Here is a 19,108-nt window from a genome sequence, read left to right on the forward strand (position 1 = left end):
ATGAAAGGCGCAATCTTTACTGGTTTAGCTGAATTTGTTGAAACCCATTACACTTTAACCGACTGGTTAGAGGCAATAGATAGTTGCGACCTCCCCTCCAACGGCGAATATATAGCAACAGAAATTTATGATGACAGTGAATTTTTTCAGCTTGCCGGCGCGTTATCTAAACAACTCAATGTGCCTGGCGAAGATATCTACCGAGCATTTGGCGAGTACTTCTTCACCACGTTAATGGCTATCGCATTAAAACACGTCGAACACATTACTGACTTGTTCGACTTTATCCACGCGGTTGATTCTATTATCCATATAGAAGTTCAGAAAGCCGATCCTCTAGCCTATACGCCAACGCTGCTATACGATCAACCCAATGACAACACGCTAGTGGTGCGATATATGTCAAAACGCAAAATGTGCCACTTTGCTGAAGGTTTAATTTTAGGTGCCGCTAAACACTTCAATCAACCTGTCGAATTATGTCAAAGTGACTGTATGCTAGCTGGAGATGATCATTGTCTGATCAAAATTCAAATGAAGTAATTGATTATCAGCGTACGATAAACTTACTTGAAAAAGCCCTAGTGCGTGAACGCAATGCCAAAAAGCGCCTAGAGCAAAAGCTAGATGAAAAAGCTCAACAACGCTTAGATGAAAGCAGTGAGTTTATTAAAGCTTTCCAAGAGGCTAATTCTCGCCAAATCCAATTGCAGTTTTTATCTATGCTTAACCAGGACATTATCTCCGATAAAAACCTCGAAGAAATGTTTGACTCTTATACTCGAGGGTTACAAAAACTACTAGAAAACTGCCCAGTGTTAATTGCCTCATTAACTAAGAAAAATTGGCAATTATTGCATTTATCATCCTCTGCAAGTGACTGGCAACGCTTGGAATTAAATTCGGCTTTAATCGCTATGCTCAATCAATTCTTAGGTGGGCATAGACAAAAGTGGAATCGATTGGAAGTAGACGAAACAGGCGCTTTTTCAGCGTTGCTAACTAATAGTACATTGTTATTTTATATTGTTGAGTTATCAGCCAATCAGCAGCGAATTATCTTTCTTGATATCAATCACTTTTGCTACAGTGATGACTTTAAAAATACCCTTAGAGTATCTGGTCACAACTTCACGACGGCGATCAACAAGCGCATGACTGAAGTTGAATTATCCTACAATAACCAAAAACTTAAACACGCACTCAAGACGCTAGAAAAAACCCAACTACAACTTGCGCATAAAGACAAAATGGCCTCATTGGGACAACTGTCGGCGGGTATTGCTCATGAAATTAATAATCCCATTGGCTATGTCTCAAGTAATCTCGACTCACTAAGTGATTATCTTGAGTATTTTCAACAAGCGTTTAACGCACTCAGCAAAGATAAAGCCAATCAAACAATTCTCAACAACAGTCAACTGCAATTTGCCATTGAAGATACGCCTGCATTAGTTGCTGCCTGTAAAAATGGGGTTGAGCGAGTTGCAAACATTGTTAATAGTCTCAAAACTTTCTCTCGAAAAGAGCACGACGAATTTGGCCCTACCAATGTAAATGAGGTAATTAACTCAGCAATTGAGATGATTTGGAATCAATTAAAATATCATCACCAGCTCGATCTACAATTATCGCCAGCCCTGCCATTGGTCTATGGTAACTTCGGCCAACTTCAACAGGTATTCATCAACTTGTTTGTCAACGCCTCTCAAGCAATGACAGAGAACGGTAAACTTACGGTGACCAGTCAATGGGTAGCAGATGCCGTTGAAGTGACAGTTACCGATACTGGCTGTGGTATCGCGCCTAAAAACTTAAAACGCCTTTTTGAACCCTTTTACACAACAAAGGATGAAAACGAAGGTACGGGCTTAGGCTTAAGTGTTTCATACGCGATTATTGAAAAGCACAACGCAATAATTTCAGTAAACTCAGCGATTGCTCAAGGAACCACCTTTACGCTGAGGTTCCCTGCTTTACCAGCAAATTTTGACGAAAAAAAAGCGCTCTAGAGGAGCGCTTAGACTATGGTTTTCTTTAAACCTGTCCCAATGTTAGAGCTTTGCCGTAATGTTGTCTGGTTTGTAAATATGAAATATCGAATAGCGACTCGTTGTTAACGACTGCTGGCGTGGATTTCTAAAGGAAATCGCCACTTCGACATTATCGCCTTTGAAGTCTGAATTTTTATCGCAATAAAACACGGCGCTAATCGGGTATAACCCCATATCGAGATCAACATTACCTGTCAGTATTTGTTTTTGTTCATATTTGGTAACCACGTGCAGTTTGTGATCAATAACTCGCTTGCGATTAATATCTATTCGCGCATAACACGAACCAATTTGGCTCATCACATCAACTTTGGTATTTTCTGGCGCGCCTTTTAGGTAAAACGCAACGGCGACTTGTAACCGACCCGGTTGATGGCTCGGAAATAAACCGTTCAAACGGTACATACTGGAATCAGCTTCAGTAATACCGTAGCGCTCATGACTCGACAGTGAAAAGCGTGTTTCATTCATAACAAATGAGCCAATATCGGTGGCATAAAAGATTTGTTCTTTTTTATCTGGCAATGGATACACTCGGGTGATCCAGCCAGGATACAAATCAGCGTTTTCAACAGCTTTAGCGAGCACTTCATTACTTTCAACATGATATGGATTTAACGTTCTTAGAATATCTAACTCATTTTGTTGGCTTTGTACCAAGCGCTTTTGCTCAACTAGGTTATCTTTTAAACTCGTCGTTTTATTCCACAAGTGGAAACTGGTCGCAACCGAGGCGCTAACAAACACTAAAGCTAGTACTGTCTTGATGATACTTTCTTTAAATGAGGCGGTTTTTCTGTAACGTTCTTTTCTGTAATATGCACTCATATTTCTACCCTCACACCAAACGTGATTTCGTACCTTTTATTTGCGAACTTGTTTTGTTACGCAATTACACTACAAGTACACGTGCAATTACTTAGCCAATTAATTTTTTACTTATAAAACAAACAGATAAACAAAATCAAAGACTCACTTAGGCTTTTCGCTTTGCAATTTGCATGATGACGTATTGCAAAATGCAACCCCCAAATTTCCTTCATTAACTAACCATATGATTTAAAACAACATTTTATTTATGGCTTAGCGATTGCCTTGTTTTACATGTCGAATAGACGGTGAGAAAAGGAGTATGTTATGAAGTTACTGATTTCATCCAGTATATTGGGCGCAATCTTATTGCTTTCGTCAAAGGCTATAGCAATAACCCCTGTTGATATTGAGCTTTCACTGCTTGTTGATATTTCGGGCAGTATTAGCGCCAGTGAATACGATATGCAAATGCAAGGCTATCAAGCGGCTTTCGAGAGTGAAAGACTGCAAAATGCCATTATCAATGGTACAGAAGGCCAAATTGCTGTTCAGCTCATCATGTGGTCGGGTAGCAATCAACAGCAAATAATGATCGACTGGAGTTTAATAGACTCGGCCGAATCAGCTAATAATTTTGCTCAGCTCGTTGGCGATTTAGCCAGACCGTTTTCTGGCTGGACAGCCATAGGCAGCGCAATAGACTTTGCCAGCCCGTTATTTGCCACTAATGATTATCACGGCTATCAACAAATTATCGATATCTCGGGTGATGGCACCAATAACGCTGGTCTATCCGTTGCTCAGGCCTCGGATCAAGCGATTGCCGATGGCGTTGATACGATTAACGGTATTGTCATCACCGAAGATCAAAACGTGATAGATCAATACGCCAACCAAGTGATCAACGGCGATAGTCCATTTTTACTAGCAACAACTGATTTCAGCGGCTTTCAACAAGCAATCGAAAATAAAATTGTCGCTGAAATTGAAGGCAGTCGACCGGTCGGTGCAATCAGCGTACCTGCGCCGGGTACCAACATATTATTTGCTATTTCACTCATTTGTATTTTTGGCTCAAGAGTACTTGCTAAGGAGAACACTCATGAAACAGTTTAACCGTGCATTAACTAGCTTAGTTATGGTTGCTCTTAGTGGCTTTGCAACCGTACAAGCACAAGATTACAACTTAGATTTTGGCTTAGTATTACACAATGATATCGGCGAGCCCGTCGGCTTTGAAAAAACCAATGAAATACCACTAACCTACAATGGTGAGCCAGCACTTTACGGCCTAGTGGTAACCAATGACGATAACACGCCATTTACACTAAGTTCAGTACATATATTACCAGCCGATGGTAATGATAAACCGCGTAAGCTCATGGGCAAGCCGATGTATATTCAAAAGCGCGGTGCAGTGTTCATGCGAACGGATATTGATGATGTGGTTGGTGTTTATCAGATGGAGATTTATCTTGATAATGTCTTGTATAAAACCATTACGTATCAGATCACCGACAATGCAATACAACTAGCTCAAATTCGATAACCTCACCGTGAGACAAGGATGTCGCCCTTAAAGAAAAAAACACTTTATACACCATCTGATCTGATTAAATGGCATTCGGTAAATAACGTATCTCCCTAGACAAAAAAGGCAGGTGTAATGACTCGACCTGCCTTTTGCTTGTTTAGACCGTTAGTTAAAACGATAAGTCATCTAAAATGTCGTCATCAACTACGTTAGCTAACGTCACTTTTAACTTCGGCGTTCTCGCCATTTCGCGTTTAATCGCAAAGTTTGCTTCTTCATTACGAGCCCAACTGCGTCGTGCAATACCATTGTTTACATCGAACATTAACATTGATTGTAGACGACGCTCAGCATCAGCGCTGCCATCTAACAACATTCCAAAACCGCCGTTGATCACCTCGCCCCAGCCAACGCCACCACCGTTGTGGATTGAAACCCAAGTTGCGCCGCGGAAACTATCGCCAATCACGTTGTGGATCGCCATATCAGCAGTAAAACGGCTACCATCGTAGATGTTTGACGTTTCGCGAAATGGTGAATCGGTACCACTAACATCGTGATGGTCACGCCCTAATACCACAGGGCCAATCTCACCGCGCTCAATGGCATTATTAAACGCTTTAGCAATTTCGATACGACCTTGAGCATCAGCATATAAAATACGCGCTTGAGAGCCTACCACTAACTTGTTTTGCTTAGCATCCTTGATCCAAGTGATGTTATCTTGCATTTGTTGCTGAATTTCTTCTGGCGATTCAGCCATGATTTTGTTCAGTACTTGGGCAGCAATCGCATCGGTTTTATCAAGATCTTCTGGTTTACCTGAGGTACAAACCCAACGGAAAGGACCAAAGCCGTAGTCAAAACACATCGGGCCAAGAATATCTTGGACATATGACGGGTATTTAAAATCAATACCGTTTTCTGCCATCACATCGCCACCGGCGCGTGAAGCTTCTAGTAAGAAAGCATTACCGTAATCAAAGAAATACGTACCGCGTGCCGTGTGTTTGTTAACTGCATCAGCGTGACGTTTCAAGGTTTCTTGTACCTTCACTTTGAACAGCTCTGGCTCTTCGCGAATTAAGCGATTTGACTCTTCGTAGCTAATATCTACTGGGTAGTAACCGCCTGACCACGGGTTGTGTAATGAGGTTTGATCTGAGCCTAAGTGAACAAAAATTTCTTGTTCATAGAAAGTTTCCCAAACATCTACCACGTTCCCGATAAAGGCAATTGACACCACTTCTTCATTGGCTTGAGCTTTTTGCACGCGTGCCACCAACTCATCCATGTTATCGATGAGCTCATCAACCCAACCTTGCTGATGGCGCTTCGTTGCCGCTGCTGGGTTTACCTCCGCACAAACGGTAATACAGTTAGCGATGTTACCGGCTTTGGGTTGTGCGCCACTCATGCCGCCTAAGCCAGCCGTTAAGAAAATTTTACCTTGCGGTGTTTGACCTTTTTCAAGTACTTTGCGGAACGCGTTCATTACCGTAATCGTTGTACCGTGAACAATCCCTTGTGGGCCAATATACATAAATGAACCGGCGGTCATTTGGCCATATTGGGTAACACCTAAGGCGTTGAACTTCTCCCAATCATCTGGCTTTGAGTAGTTCGGGATCATCATACCGTTAGTTACGACAACGCGCGGCGCATCTTTTGACGACGGGAATAAGCCCATCGGGTGGCCAGAATAAATATGAAGCGTTTGATCTTCCGCCATTTCACTCAAATATTTCATCGCCAGCAAGTATTGCGCCCAGTTTTGAAATACAGCGCCATTACCGCCGTAGGTAATTAGCTCTTCAGGGTGCTGGGCAACGGCTGGATCTAAGTTGTTGTCAATCATTAACATGATCGCCGCCGCTTGTTGGCATTTTGCTGGGTAGTCGTGAACGCTGCGCGCTTTAAGCTCATAATTTGGCTTAAAGCGGTACATGTAAATACGACCAAAATCTTTTAACTCTTGCGCAAACTCAGCAGCTAACTCTTTGTGCCAAGCTTTTGGAAAGTAACGCAGCGCATTGCGAACTGCTAATTGCTTTTCATCTTGCGTTAAAATGTCTTTGCGCTTTGGCGCACGGTTTAAGCCGGCAAGGTAAGGCTTCGCCGATGGTAACTCACTTGGAATACCTTGTTTGATTTGTTGTTCAAAACTCAAATTTGCTTCTTGAATACTCATCTCTTTCCGCTCCTTACTATGCTGGGTTAACGTTAAACGCTTGCGACTTCACCAAGGCAATCATCGCGTCGATATCTGGTTTTAACAGTCGGTCTTCTTCTAATTTGGCAACCTTGCTACGAATAAGCGCAAAGTTTTCCTCAATCAAATCTGAACAGGTATTCGGGCGTCTAAATTCAATCGCTTGGGCGGCGTACATCAGCTCAATAGCAAAAATCTTATCTAAGTTACCCAATACTTGGTTGAGTTTACGACCTGAAATACTGCCCATCGATACGTGATCCTCTTGGCCCATTGAAGTCGGTACACTGTCTGCTGATGGTGGGAAACACAAGGCTTTGTTTTCAGTCACTAAAGCTGCTGTCGCATATTGTGGGATCATCATGCCTGAGTTTAAGCCACCAGACGTGGTTAATAATCGTGGTAAGCCATGCAAGCCTTCAAGTAATAAATAACAGCGTCTATCAGAAATATTCCCCAATTCAGCCGCGGCAATGGTCGCGTAATCTAATACCATAGCTAATGGCTGACCGTGGAAACTACCACCAGAAATCGCTTCTTCTGAGCTGATAACGATTGGGTTATCGGTAACTGAATTCATTTCGATTTCAGCTAACTCTTTTAAATGATAGTAAGCATTGCGTGAAGCACCGTGTACTTGTGGAATACAGCGCAGTGAGTATGGATCTTGTACGCGATCACATTCTTCGTGATCAGCCATATTTTGCGAGTCTTTAAAGAATCGGCGCATACGGCTAGCTACTTCTAGATTACCTCTAAAAGCACGGGTTTGGTGAAGCTCATCTCTAAACGGCGACTCACTACCTTGCATCCCTTCTATACTCATAGCGCCCGCTAAATCAGCTAAATCAAGCAAGTAACGCATCTTAGTTAAAGCCGCAATAGCGTGAGATAGAATAAATTGAGTACCGTTAATTAGTGCAAGACCTTCTTTAGCGTGAAGCTCTAATGGCTCAAGCTTATGTTTTGCCAACGCTTGCGCAGCAGGAATGGTGGTACTGGCATCAGCCGACCAAAATTCGCCTTCACCAATCAATGGTAAGAACAGATGTGATAGCGGCGCTAAATCACCTGATGCACCAACCGAGCCTTGCTCAGGCACTACAGGGATTAAGTCTAAATCAATAAACGCTAACATGCGCTCAACCACTTCTAGGCGAATACCAGAGAAACCTTGGCTCAACGCGTGTACTTTGGTGATCAACATCAATTTAGAAATCGATTTAGCAATTGGCTCACCAACACCTACAGCATGAGTTATTAATAAATTCTTCTGTAATAAGTGCGTTTCTGCTGGTGAGATTTGGGTATCACATAGCGGGCCAAAGCCGGTATTAATACCGTAAACCGCTTCGTCTGAATTCGCCATTTTCTCAACGTTTTGGCGACTTTTGTTAATTTGATCGAGCGCAGCTTGGCACAGCTCAGCGTTGATTGTACCGTCGGCAATGCCGTTTACAATGTCAAGATCAAGGTGATCAATACCATATTTAAACGTCACGTTATTCTCCTAAAATATACTTAAAAGGTCAGGTGACCACCCAAGCGATACTTGTCGCCTGGCGAAGTCAAAATAGCGAAACTCACGACACCTGATGATGACCAAGTACGTCGTTTCACTTGTAAACAAGGTTGCTGGCTCGAAATTGCCAACAACTGATTAATTTTTGATGAAGCAATAATAGCTTCTATTTCATGCGTTGCCTCGGTAAGCGGTGCAACGTGTGATAAATATTCGTGCGGCGTTGTTTTGCCAAAGTCTTGCACTAAATAGTGAGGTGCTAGGTCAGCATTAACATAGCGCTGCTCTAGTTGAATGGGTTGGTTATTTTCAAAGTGCAAAATTTCGCTGTAAAACACCTTAGCATTGGCTTTTAAGCCAAACAGTGGCACTAATGACGCCGGCAGTTCAACTTCAATTAACTGGACTAATTGACTGTGATATTGATGGCCACGCTCGCGGATTTCATCGGCAATATTTTTTATTTCAAGCAGTGACGATTGCGACTTAAAGCTCGCGACAAAACTGCCAACACCTTGGGTGCGAAATAACACATTTTCGTCGGTCAGCTCTTGTAACGCGCGGCGCGCCGTCATTCGGCTAACACTAAAGCGATCTGCTAACTCGTTTTCTGATGGCACTTTATAATTTGCCGGCCATTCACCACTTTCGATTTGTTTAAAAATATATTGTTTAATTTCAACAAACTTTGGTACAGACATGGGCACAGACATATTTACTCGCAATCGTTTACTTGTATATACAATCAATAATAGCTCAAGTGTGTCACAAAACAGTTGTATATACAAGCAGGTTATTTCAATGTGTAATAGCAATAAGTGCAAGGTTAAGGTTAACAAGTGCAAAGCTGTGATTGTTTAGATATTGAATAACGCCTGTAGTCTTGTTAGGTTAATTATCCATAGAACAAAGTTGTTTATTAGTTTTAGGAACTTATAATGAAAAGGATTTTTACTTCTGAGTTTTTTCTTGTCTTTATTGCGGTGTTTTGTGCAACGATAATTCACAGGTACTTGATTAATTCAGTAACAGAGTTAAAAGACTTACATTGGCTTTTAGATTTCCTACTTTTTATTACTATCTTAACGCCTTTTCACCTAATCCTAGAGTACATCAAAAACAAGCTTGATAATAAAGAGTGAGTTTCAATCATGGAGAGAGCAACTAGGTTCTAGACAAGACAGCCCTATTCTTGTTTATAAATCGCTCATCTATAATTGCCAATTTACTCTAAACAACTACTATCAAATTGAATTTTGCACTCAAGCTTGTTACTTTAGCCAAGTTAATCACTTGTTAACAGCCCTGTAACCAATCACAAAAACAAGGAAGTGAGATGAAACATAACTTAATTGTGGTCCTTACCATTGCCCTGCAGTTAACCGTGTTTGGCTGTGCCAGCTCAATTAAAAGTGATTTTGTTGTTGATGGCAGTACTGAAGCGTCAACGAGTATGAGTGTCGGAAAAATTATTGATAGTCTTGAAGGTAATGAGCGCGAAAAGTTTATGATAGCACTCGTTAGGATCAACTATGCCGATATCACAGGCGATGAGTTTTTAAGACAAACAAATCAAGACAACCCTAGCCTCAATTTTGATAGTTTAGGTAGTAAAATTGATGGTATGAACTATTATCAGATCTTAGCCTTAGCAAATAAATCATCCACAAAAGTAAAAGTGCACTAACGCTTTTTCAGTACTAATAAATTGTAATAAAATGGATAGCTTATGAAGCAATGTATCTTAACTTTGTTTACTTGCCTGCTAATGGGCTGTGCGTCAAATCAATTTGTTGAAACCACAACACAAACCGCTAAAACCAATGTCGAAGCGCGCGAACGCTCGTTACCTGACGATTTAAAAACTGGCAACGGCAACGCCGATGACATGAAAAAAGGCGTTAAACATGCGACCAACGAAGGGCTATTAAAAGCGCTACTTTCTATATTCAAATAATAAATTCCTATTTTTATCTAACAAACATTAGCCCTTGAATCATCAAAAAAAACGTATTATTAATCACTTACCTCCCATATTTATGGAATCATTTAGTATAAAGTAAGGAAACTTATGAAAGCAGTTATTAAACCCCTTGTTATTTCACTTAGCCTATTAGCTTCAACACAGATAAACGCCGAAGAGCAATTAACCTTTGGTCTAGGTTTGGGTAATTTATATAGCGGCTTAGGCGTAAATGTCGGTTACCAAGGCGAAAACTCATTAAAGTATATGTCAGCTGGTTGTATGTCCTATTCTTCAATGTACGGCACAACATGTGGCGTTGGCGCGGGTATTGTTAAAACCGATATCTTTGATTTTCAAACCCCAAATCACGGCCTCGGCGCTTATCTTGGCATCGTTGGTACTCAGGTTGTCCGTTTCGACAGAAAAGCGATTTACGGCGGTGGTATTGGCTATCACTACTTCTTTAATGGCATTGATAAATCAGGATTACAACTTGGTATTGCTGGCGTTATTGGCAAAGAAGATAGTGGTACAGGTGGGGCTATGGTTGTTCAATTAGGCTATCAATTTTAGTATTGATAATAATTAAATAAAAAAGGATTAAACAAATGGATTTGATAAAACGCCACTTACCCTTATTGTTTTGCTGTATTGCCGGTATATTTCTCGGCAGCTTTCTCAAAAGCTTATTCGTGCATGGTGAGTTTAAAGTGTTAACGTTCACTTATTGTGTATTGTTTTTTGCCCTAACCTACCGTTATTCGAGTTTGTTTAAAAAGAAAAACGCGTTAGCACGGTTAATAACAACTAATGGCGAGAGCTTAACAATTCAATCACAGCAGTTTGCTTCAGCAACATCGGCAAAAAATATCGACATAAATCAAATTTCTACCATTACCATAGGCGATAATTATTTATCAGTGATTATTGGTAATAACGGCAATGGTTATGACTTTTACTTCAGCGCGAGCAAATCAGAGATTGCCGAGCATATAAAAGGCTTGATGAGCGGTAATAGTAAAGTTAACTATCAATACGTTTAGGTATTGAATTTCGCTTTTAGGTAGTTATATCACCATTAATGTATAAATACTTTGTAGATTAGTGACTTTTTCTGATTATATTGTCGGGGTGCCGACAGCACTAAAGAGGGAAAAATAGTCTGTTTCCTTCTTTAATCTCCCTCGGCGCACCAATAAAAAAGGGCTAGCATTATACAATCGCTAGCCCTTTTTTCATTTTTAACAATCGATGCTTATGGCATCATTTGCTCTTGTTCAGCACCTTCTTTTTCCACCACTTCAGGGATCAAATCTTCTTTTGATACCCCTAAGGTTAAGGCCAGTGAACTAGCAACGTAAATTGATGAATAAGTACCAACAAATACACCAAACAACAATGCCGTTGCAAACCCGTGAATTAATGCCCCGCCTTTAAAGAATAAGGCCAACAATACTAGGATTGTCGTTAATGAGGTAATAAAGGTACGACCTAACGTTTGTGTTAGTGATATGTTGATGATTTGCTCAGTACCTTCATCGCGAACTTTTCTGAAGTTTTCACGAATACGGTCTGAAACAACAATGGTATCGTTTAGTGAGTAACCAATGACCGCCAGCAAGGCCGCCAATACCGTTAAATCAAACTCTAAACCTAATACCGAGAACAACCCTAACGTTAATAACACATCGTGGAATAAAGCCACGACAGAGCCGACAGCGAAACGCCATTCAAAGCGAAATGAAACGTATACCAAGATACAAATAAGTACCGTTAGCATCGCTAAACCGCCTTGCTCGGCAAGGTTTTCACCAACACTTGCACCAACAAACTCAATGCGGCGCATTTCAATGTTCTGCCCCGTACCTTCACGTAGAACAGATAATACCTGATCACCTAAGGTTTCCGCTTTAACATCTTCGCGAACACCTAAGCGAATAACCACATCACGTGAACTACCGTATAGCTGTACCACGGCATCATCATAACCATTGGCATCTAAAACTGAGCGCAATTGGTTGAGATCAGCAGACTGTTCAAAACCGATCTCAATTAACGTACCACCAGTGAAATCTAAACCGAAATTCAACTTATTGGTTGCTAGCGTAAAGACACTCGCGAGCATCATCATAATACTAAAGATTAATGCCGGCTTGCGAAAACGCATAAAGTCGAGAGGTTTGTCAAAATTCATAATTTGCATAATTTAATCCCTCGCCTTAAATCGGTAACTTGTCGAGGCGTTTACCACCCCATATACCATTAACAATGGTACGTGTTAATAAAATTGCTGTGAACATCGACGTGATAATACCGATTGATAACGTCACCGCGAAACCTTTGATTGGGCCAGTACCGACAGCAAATAAGACAAATGCTGCGATTAAGGTTGTAATGTTGGCATCTAAAATGGTTGAGTATGCCGCATCGTAACCTTGGTGGATCGCTTGTTGCACCGACTTACCAGCACGCAACTCTTCTCGAATACGCTCGAAAATAAGTACATTGGCGTCAACCGCCATACCAACGGTAAGCACAATACCCGCCATACCCGGTAAAGTTAATGTTGCGCCAGGGATCATCGACATAATGCCGATAATCATGATCAGGTTAACCGTTAGTGCGATATCAGCAACAACACCGAAAGCGCGGTAGTAAATAATCATGAAAATACATACAGCGATAAAACCAATCACGATAGCTTGCAGACCAAGCTCAACGTTTTCAGCACCTAACGATGGGCCAACTGTGCGCTCTTCAACAATTTGAATTGGCGCAATTAACGCACCGGCGCGAAGTAGTAACGCTAAGTCATGCGCTTCTTGTTGAGAGCCCGCACCGGTAATACGGAAACTCTTACCTAAACGCGCTTGAATCGTTGGCGCTGAGATAACTTCTTCGACTTTTTCAAAAATAGTGTTGCCGTCTTTATCAACTCGACCGGTTGGCTTGTATTCAATAAAAACAACCGCCATTGGTTTACCAATGTTGTTTTTGGTTGCGTTAGAAAACTTGCTACCGCCCGGAGAATCAAGCGTAATATTTACTTGTGGACGAGAGTATTCATCAAAACCCGATTTTGCATCAACAATGTGATCACCGGTTAGCATAACGCGCTTTTTCAATAAGATAGGACGGTTAGTATCACGTTGGTTTAACAACTGAGAGCTTGCCGGTACACGACCATTTAACGCAGCGTTTAAATCACCATCAGTGTCAACCATTCTAAATTCAATGGTTGCCGTTGCGTTTAAGATTTTCTTGGCTTTAGCCGTATCTTGAATACCCGGTAGTTCGATCACAATGTGCTTTTGACCTTGGCGCTGAACCAATGGCTCAGCAACGCCTAGTTCGTTAACACGGTTGCGAATAATCGTGATGTTTTGCTGTAGCGCATATTCACGAGTCTCTTTTAGCTTTTGCTCGGTCATATTCGCCATTAGGGTTAATTCATCGTCGTTTTCAACAAAGATGAAATCGCGGTAACGGCGTGATAAAAAGCTTTCAGCCGCAGCTAAATCTTCAGCGTTGCGCAGTTTAATTTCAATACCGTTATCGGTGCGCTTAACACCGCGGTAACGAATTTTTTCACCGCGTAAATCGGTGCGAAAGTCGCCAACCATACCGTTTTCAGCTTTCAAGATGGCTTCATTCATGTTGACTTCCATCAAGAAGCTAACACCACCACTTAAGTCTAAACCTAACTTCATCGGCTGCCCGCCAATTGCGGCTAACCACTCTGGTGTTGCCGGTGTCAGGTTCAATGCAACTGAGTATTGCTCGCCGATTTTTTCATCGAGTAAATCACGAGCCTTAAGCTGATCTTCAGTGTTGGTGAAGCGAACCAATACTTGGTCTTTTTCAAACTCCGCGTTCATGTACTTAATTTGGCTTTCTTTTAACGCGCTTTCTACGGTTGCTAATGTCGCTTCATTAGCTTCATACCCGCGCAAGCCAGAAATTTGTACCGCTGGATCTTCACCATAAAGGTTAGGCGCTGCATACAAAGCACTGATGGCTACGATGAACAGCACCATTAAGGTTTTCCACAATGGATACTTGTTTAACACAATTTAATCCTAAATTATTCTTTGAAAAAACAAAAAGCCGCAACAAAGCGGCTATTTGATTATAAGTTTTTCATTGTACCTTTTGGTAAAACAGCAGATACCGCTGCTTTTTGTACTGTCACTTCTGTACCTTCGGCAATCGCTATCACGATAAAGTCTTTTTCGTCAGATACTTTGGCAATTTTACCGACTAAACCGCCTTGAGTAAGTACTTCATCGCCTTTACCTAGCGCTGACATCAAGCTTTTGTGCTCTTTTACACGCTTAGCTTGTGGGCGGTAAATCATGAAATAAAACACTAAACCAAATACAAGCAACATAATAAGCATGTCGATACCTGCGCCTTGTGCTGGAGCAGCCGCGGCATGTGCTTTACTGATAAATAAGTCCATAGTTTCCTCTTCTTATACTTCTATGTTTCTAAAATAAATTTAATTCGATAATAAAATGTCTAAATTATTCGCTATCCTGACCGGCAAGAGGCGGCACAGGTAACCCACGCAAGGCGTAAAACTCTTCGACAAATTCGTCCAATTTACCTTGCTCAATAGCATCACGCAAACCTTTCATCACACGTTGGTAAAAACGCAAATTGTGAATGGTGTTTAGCTGTGAGCCTAAAATCTCGTTACACTTATCAAGGTGGTGTAAATACGCACGTGAATAGTTTTTACAGGTGTAGCAATCACACTGCGGATCTAAAGGCCCAGTATCTGTTTTATGACGAGCGTTGCGGATCTTAATAACACCGTCGGTAACAAATAAGTGACCGTTGCGCGCATTGCGCGTTGGCATGACGCAGTCAAACATATCGATGCCGCGACGCACACCTTCAACTAAGTCTTCCGGTTTACCCACTCCCATTAAGTATCTGGGCTTATTTTCAGGAATCAAGGGGGTAGTGTGATCTAATATGCGAATCATATCTTCTTTAGGTTCACCAACTGATAAACCACCGATAGCATAACCATCAAACTCAATCGACTTTAAGCCTTTGACCGAAATTTCACGCAAGTCTTCATACATACCGCCTTGGACAATACCAAACAAGGCATTTGGGTTCCCCTGATGGGCGTCTTTTGAGCGCTGTGCCCAACGCAAAGAGAGCTCCATTGAGTCTTTTGCTTCTTGGTGAGTTGCTGGGTACGGCGTGCACTCATCAAAAATCATCACAATATCTGAGCCTAATTTGCGCTGTACTTCCATTGAACGCTCTGGCGTTAGCATGATTTTTTCACCGTTAACTGGCGAGCTAAACTTCACACCTTCTTCGGTAATTTTGCGCATTTTGCCTAAGCTAAACACTTGGAATCCACCTGAGTCAGTTAAAATCGGCTTATCCCAGTTAATAAAGTCGTGCAGATCACCGTGTTGTTCGATGATGTCCGTGCCAGGACGAAGCATCAAGTGAAAGGTATTGCCAAGAATGATCTCAGCGCCGATATCTTCAACTTCTTCGGTTTTCATACCCTTTACAGTGCCGTAGGTACCAACCGGCATGAACGCTGGCGTTTCAACGGTGCCACGATCAAAGGTCAGGCGACCACGACGAGCTTTGCCGTCAGTTGTTAGTAATTCATATTTCATCTTTATTCCTTCACCTACCAGCGAAACAGGCTGATGGTTGTTTAAGTAAATAACTTACAGCGCGCTTGCCGTTTGGCTGTTGCGCGTTAAAAACATGGCATCGCCATAGCTAAAAAAGCGATATTGTTCGGCAACCGCTTCTTTGTACGCCGCCATAATATGGTCGTAGCCAGCGAATGCGCTAACTAACATCAACAGGGTTGATTCAGACAAATGGAAATTAGTGATCAAAGCATCGACTAACTGCCACTCATAACCAGGAGTAATAAAAATACTGGTATCTTGATAATAAGGCTTTAACTCTGTACCAGCTTGTTTAGCCGCCATCGCGGCACTTTCAAGTGAACGGACCGAAGTTGTGCCTACGGCAACTATCCGGCCACCGCGAGCTTTGGTATTAGCGATTTGATTCACCACCTCTTCGCTCACTTCAACATATTCAGCGTGCATGACGTGATCTTTTACCTCATCAACTTTGACCGTTTGAAAGGTGCCAGCACCAACGTGCAAGGTAACAAAGGCCAGTTCAACGCCTTTGGCTTTAATTTTTTCTAATAGCGCGTCGTCAAAATGCAAACCCGCCGTTGGCGCGGCCACGGCACCGGGTTTTTCACTGTAAACGGTTTGATAGCGCTCTTTGTCACTGTCTTCATCTGGGCGGTCAATATATGGCGGCAAAGGCATATGGCCAATGCGCTCTAATATGTTCAAGACATTTTCGTCACCGGCAAATTTTAATTCAAACAAGGCATCGTGACGCTCAACCATAGTGGCACTAACCTCGCCTTCAAGAATAATCTCACTACCCGGCTTTGGTGATTTACTACAACGAATGTGCGCCAATACTCTGTGCTCATCTAAAATGCGCTCAACCAGCACTTCGAGCTTACCACCCGTTGCTTTTTGACCGAACATACGCGCTGGGATCACTCGAGTATTATTAAACACGAGTAAATCACCAGCGTTTAAATGTTCAAGGATATCAGGGAATTGTTGATGAGCTATGGCACCACTGTTACCGTTTAATACCATCAAACGGCTGGCAGTTCGTTGCTCTTTTGGATAACGAGCAATTAAATGTTCTGGCAAATCAAATGAAAAATCGGCTACACGCATGTTTATTTATCGGGAATTTTGACAAGTTAAAATCGTGCGCTAGTCTAGTGTTAGCCATAGAGAATATCAAGATAAATGTGTATTTTCGGCGTCTTTTTAGCCAGTAACAGATAGACAAAATAAACTAAACTTATAGCAACTATTCACTAAATAACTTATCGCCTTGCTCAGCAGTTTAATAGGCTTGAGTTAGAGCGTGTTGCTCGAGTCTAAACATATTATATTAGGTCGTTATGAATAATTTAGCTTTCGCCATCGCCAAAACCATTCTCAATGGCTTTGAGCGCCATATTTTTCTTTTCACAGAAATTACCCGTTCTGCTAAGCAGCGTTTTGAACAATGTCAGTGGCAGGAGGTTCACCAAGCGGCGAAGCAGCGCACTGACTTTTACGATAAACGCGTTACTGAAACCTTAGTCACTTTGAAACAAGACTTTGCAATTGACACCTTAGATTGTGAGCTTTGGCAAGGGGTAAAACAATGCTACGTGCAATTACTCGAGACCCATGCACAACCTGATTTAGCCGAGAGTTTTTACAACTCGATTTTCTGCCACTTATTTGAGCGAAAATACTATTTAAACGACTATATTTTTGTTAAATCAACGGCAAATAAAAACAAATTGGTCGCTCAAGCTCAGCTTTACACTCGCTACCATCCAGCCGAAAAAGGGTTAAAACAAACGATTTGCGATATTCTTGCTAAACCGGGATTTGATATCGACTACGAAGATTTAACCCGTGACGTAGACATTCTCGTCGAGCGCTTTTATCAACAATCCGAGAAAACCCGTTTCACCCCTGAAGAAATGTCATTTGATATTCTCAACTTTGTTTTTTACCGCAATAAAGGCGCTTACATTATCGGTAAGGTAAATTCGCCAGCCGGTGAAACGCCGTTTATCGTCGCCTTAGTCAATAATGAAAAAGGCGGTATCGTGCTAGATGCCATGCTCAGTGAAAGTGAAGAAATGGCAGTTGTCTTTGGCTTTGCCCGTGCTTACTTTTTTGTTGATTGCCTGTATCCATGTGCCCTTGTTGAGTTTTTACAAAAACTGATCCCACATAAAACCAAAGCGGAGCTGTACTCTGCCATAGGCTTTCACAAACAGGGCAAAACCCAATTTTACCGCGACTTTTTAGATCACCTCGCTAATAGTAACGATGAGTTAATTCTCGCGCCGGGTATTAAAGGTATGGTTATGTCGGTATTTACCCTACCCTCTTATCCTTACGTTTTTAAGATCATTAAAGATGAATTTTCGCCATCGAAGAACGTAACCAAAGCCGAGGTCAAAGAGAAGTATCGCCTAGTCAAGCTCCACGACCGTGTCGGCCGCATGGCTGATACCATGGAATATTCTGAAGTAGCCTTTCCTAAATCGCGCTTTAGCCAAGCATTACTGGATGAATTATTAAAAGTAGCGCCATCACTCGTTCGCTTTGAAGACGATTTAGTGATCATTGCCCACATGTATATTGAACGTCGGATGACGCCACTCAACCTGTATTTAGCCGATGCCACACTCGAGCAACAAGAAGACGCGCTATTTGGTTATGGCCAAGCAATTAAACAATTAATTGCTGCTGATATCTTCCCCGGTGATATGCTGCTCAAGAATTTTGGCGTGACCCGCCACGGCCGCGTAATTTTTTACGATTATGACGAAATCACCTACATGGACGAAGTTAACTTCCGCACGAAACCAGAGCCTAAAACCGAAGAACAAATTTATGCTTCAGAACCCTGGTACACAGTGAATCCCGGCGATGTCTTCCCTGAAGAACTCGCTGTGTTTGCCTTGGCAAATCCAACTTATCGCGAGCTATTTAAAAAGCATCACGAGGACTTACTCTCAGCTCAGTATTGGCAAGCTGCCCAGCAAGATGTTGCCAAGGGCTTGATCGCCGATGTATTCCCGTATCCCAATGAAATTCGCTTTTGCCAATTTTATAACTAAAGCGCGAATAGGTTTGGCGAATAAAAACGCTAGCGTTGGTGATTTATCGCGAAGTTTTTCGCCAAAATGAATAGAAAATAAGCGAACAGAAAAAATTCGCAAATTTATGCTTTACCTTTTAAAAAGCATACGTATAATGCTCGCTTGTTGCAGGGGTATAGTTCCAATTGGTAGAACAGCGGTCTCCAAAACCGACGGTTGGGAGTTCGAATCTCTCTACCCCTGCCAATTCTTCCCTCTATTCATACCTAAATTATTTCGTTAGTATATAAA

The 19,108-nt window shown here is 41.8% G+C and carries 18 protein-coding genes and 1 tRNA gene; 10 read left to right on the forward strand and 9 right to left on the reverse strand.

Annotated elements, in window-relative coordinates; translation table 11 throughout:
• Both LP316_RS14180 and LP316_RS14185 read left to right on the forward strand, forming a co-directional pair.
• A complete protein-coding gene (locus tag LP316_RS14180; RefSeq protein ID WP_193021796.1) occupies nucleotides 1-543 on the forward strand; it encodes a heme NO-binding domain-containing protein in 543 nt (180 codons plus the stop codon).
• Complete coding sequence (locus LP316_RS14185; protein ID WP_193021797.1) at nucleotides 516-2,012, forward strand: sensor histidine kinase; 1,497 nt, start codon at nucleotides 516-518, stop codon at nucleotides 2,010-2,012. Before LP316_RS14180 ends, LP316_RS14185 begins: the two co-directional genes overlap by 28 nt.
• 42 nt (nucleotides 2,013-2,054) lie before the next feature.
• Here the strand turns inward: LP316_RS14185 and LP316_RS14190 are convergent, their stop codons facing one another.
• Nucleotides 2,055-2,882, reverse strand: a complete 828-nt coding sequence (locus tag LP316_RS14190) for a hypothetical protein (RefSeq protein ID WP_193021798.1) — start codon at nucleotides 2,880-2,882, stop codon at nucleotides 2,055-2,057.
• A 309-nt stretch (nucleotides 2,883-3,191) separates the two neighbouring features.
• Between LP316_RS14190 and LP316_RS14195 the strand changes: the two genes are divergently transcribed.
• Together LP316_RS14195 and LP316_RS14200 are read left to right on the forward strand one after the other, a co-directional pair.
• On the forward strand, nucleotides 3,192-3,983 hold the full coding sequence (locus tag LP316_RS14195; RefSeq protein ID WP_193021799.1) for a DUF1194 domain-containing protein: 792 nt from the start codon (nucleotides 3,192-3,194) through the stop codon (nucleotides 3,981-3,983).
• Nucleotides 3,970-4,416 carry a hypothetical protein gene (locus tag LP316_RS14200; protein ID WP_193021800.1) on the forward strand — a complete coding sequence of 149 codons (447 nt, stop codon included), beginning with the start codon at nucleotides 3,970-3,972 and terminating at the stop codon, nucleotides 4,414-4,416. The genes LP316_RS14195 and LP316_RS14200 overlap by 14 nt, the downstream gene beginning before the upstream one ends.
• A 154-nt stretch (nucleotides 4,417-4,570) precedes the next feature.
• On the opposite strand, the gene LP316_RS14205 is transcribed toward LP316_RS14200, so the two are convergent.
• The 3 genes from LP316_RS14205 to hutC are packed head-to-tail and all read right to left on the reverse strand — an operon-like array spanning nucleotide 4,571 to nucleotide 8,836.
• Nucleotides 4,571-6,592: a urocanate hydratase gene (locus LP316_RS14205; protein ID WP_193021801.1), complete on the reverse strand. Its 2,022-nt coding sequence runs from the start codon at nucleotides 6,590-6,592 to the stop codon at nucleotides 4,571-4,573.
• Between the two features lie 16 nt (nucleotides 6,593-6,608).
• Nucleotides 6,609-8,114, reverse strand: coding sequence for a histidine ammonia-lyase (gene hutH / locus LP316_RS14210; protein ID WP_193021802.1), 1,506 nt, complete (start codon nucleotides 8,112-8,114; stop codon nucleotides 6,609-6,611).
• Between the two features lie 20 nt (nucleotides 8,115-8,134).
• Nucleotides 8,135-8,836 (reverse strand): histidine utilization repressor, encoded by a 702-nt coding sequence (gene hutC, locus LP316_RS14215; RefSeq protein WP_193021803.1) that lies wholly within the window; start codon nucleotides 8,834-8,836, stop codon nucleotides 8,135-8,137.
• A 635-nt stretch (nucleotides 8,837-9,471) separates the two neighbouring features.
• Between hutC and LP316_RS14220 the strand changes: the two genes are divergently transcribed.
• The 4 genes from LP316_RS14220 (at nucleotide 9,472) to LP316_RS14235 (ending at nucleotide 11,144) form a co-directional block, all read left to right on the forward strand.
• Entirely contained in the window at nucleotides 9,472-9,822 is a 351-nt protein-coding gene (locus LP316_RS14220; protein WP_193021804.1) for a DUF6694 family lipoprotein, read from the forward strand.
• A 42-nt stretch (nucleotides 9,823-9,864) separates the two neighbouring features.
• Nucleotides 9,865-10,092, forward strand: a complete 228-nt coding sequence (locus LP316_RS14225) for a hypothetical protein (protein WP_193021805.1) — start codon at nucleotides 9,865-9,867, stop codon at nucleotides 10,090-10,092.
• Nucleotides 10,093-10,206: 114 nt separating this feature from the next.
• Complete coding sequence (locus tag LP316_RS14230) at nucleotides 10,207-10,674, forward strand: hypothetical protein (protein ID WP_193021806.1); 468 nt, start codon at nucleotides 10,207-10,209, stop codon at nucleotides 10,672-10,674.
• A 35-nt stretch (nucleotides 10,675-10,709) separates the two neighbouring features.
• Nucleotides 10,710-11,144, forward strand: a complete 435-nt coding sequence (locus LP316_RS14235; RefSeq protein ID WP_193021807.1) for a hypothetical protein — start codon at nucleotides 10,710-10,712, stop codon at nucleotides 11,142-11,144.
• A 212-nt stretch (nucleotides 11,145-11,356) separates the two neighbouring features.
• Here the strand turns inward: LP316_RS14235 and secF are convergent, their stop codons facing one another.
• The 5 genes from secF to queA all read right to left on the reverse strand — a co-directional run bounded on the left by secF (nucleotide 11,357) and on the right by queA (nucleotide 16,874).
• The gene (gene secF, locus LP316_RS14240) at nucleotides 11,357-12,304 is read right to left on the reverse strand and encodes a protein translocase subunit SecF (RefSeq protein ID WP_193021808.1); all 948 of its coding nucleotides are present in this window, start codon (nucleotides 12,302-12,304) and stop codon (nucleotides 11,357-11,359) included.
• A 16-nt stretch (nucleotides 12,305-12,320) separates the two neighbouring features.
• Nucleotides 12,321-14,171 (reverse strand): protein translocase subunit SecD, encoded by a 1,851-nt coding sequence (secD, locus tag LP316_RS14245; protein ID WP_193021809.1) that lies wholly within the window; start codon nucleotides 14,169-14,171, stop codon nucleotides 12,321-12,323.
• A gap of 59 nt (nucleotides 14,172-14,230) precedes the next feature.
• Complete coding sequence (yajC, locus tag LP316_RS14250) at nucleotides 14,231-14,563, reverse strand: preprotein translocase subunit YajC (RefSeq protein ID WP_193021810.1); 333 nt, start codon at nucleotides 14,561-14,563, stop codon at nucleotides 14,231-14,233.
• A 64-nt stretch (nucleotides 14,564-14,627) separates the two neighbouring features.
• Complete coding sequence (gene tgt, locus LP316_RS14255) at nucleotides 14,628-15,758, reverse strand: tRNA guanosine(34) transglycosylase Tgt (RefSeq protein WP_193021811.1); 1,131 nt, start codon at nucleotides 15,756-15,758, stop codon at nucleotides 14,628-14,630.
• Between the two features lie 54 nt (nucleotides 15,759-15,812).
• Nucleotides 15,813-16,874 carry a tRNA preQ1(34) S-adenosylmethionine ribosyltransferase-isomerase QueA gene (gene queA, locus LP316_RS14260; RefSeq protein ID WP_193021812.1) on the reverse strand — a complete coding sequence of 354 codons (1,062 nt, stop codon included), beginning with the start codon at nucleotides 16,872-16,874 and terminating at the stop codon, nucleotides 15,813-15,815.
• Nucleotides 16,875-17,107: 233 nt separating this feature from the next.
• On the opposite strand from queA, the gene aceK reads away from it, so the two are divergent.
• Both aceK and LP316_RS14270 read left to right on the forward strand, forming a co-directional pair.
• A complete protein-coding gene (aceK, locus tag LP316_RS14265; protein WP_193021813.1) occupies nucleotides 17,108-18,835 on the forward strand; it encodes a bifunctional isocitrate dehydrogenase kinase/phosphatase in 1,728 nt (575 codons plus the stop codon).
• A 151-nt stretch (nucleotides 18,836-18,986) separates the two neighbouring features.
• Nucleotides 18,987-19,063: transfer RNA gene (locus LP316_RS14270), tRNA-Trp, on the forward strand.
• The last annotated feature ends 45 nt before the right edge of the window (nucleotides 19,064-19,108 follow it).

Origin of the sequence: Thalassotalea sp. LPB0316 (genome assembly GCF_014898095.1) — a bacterium.
Lineage (GTDB): Bacteria > Pseudomonadota > Gammaproteobacteria > Enterobacterales > Alteromonadaceae > Thalassotalea_G.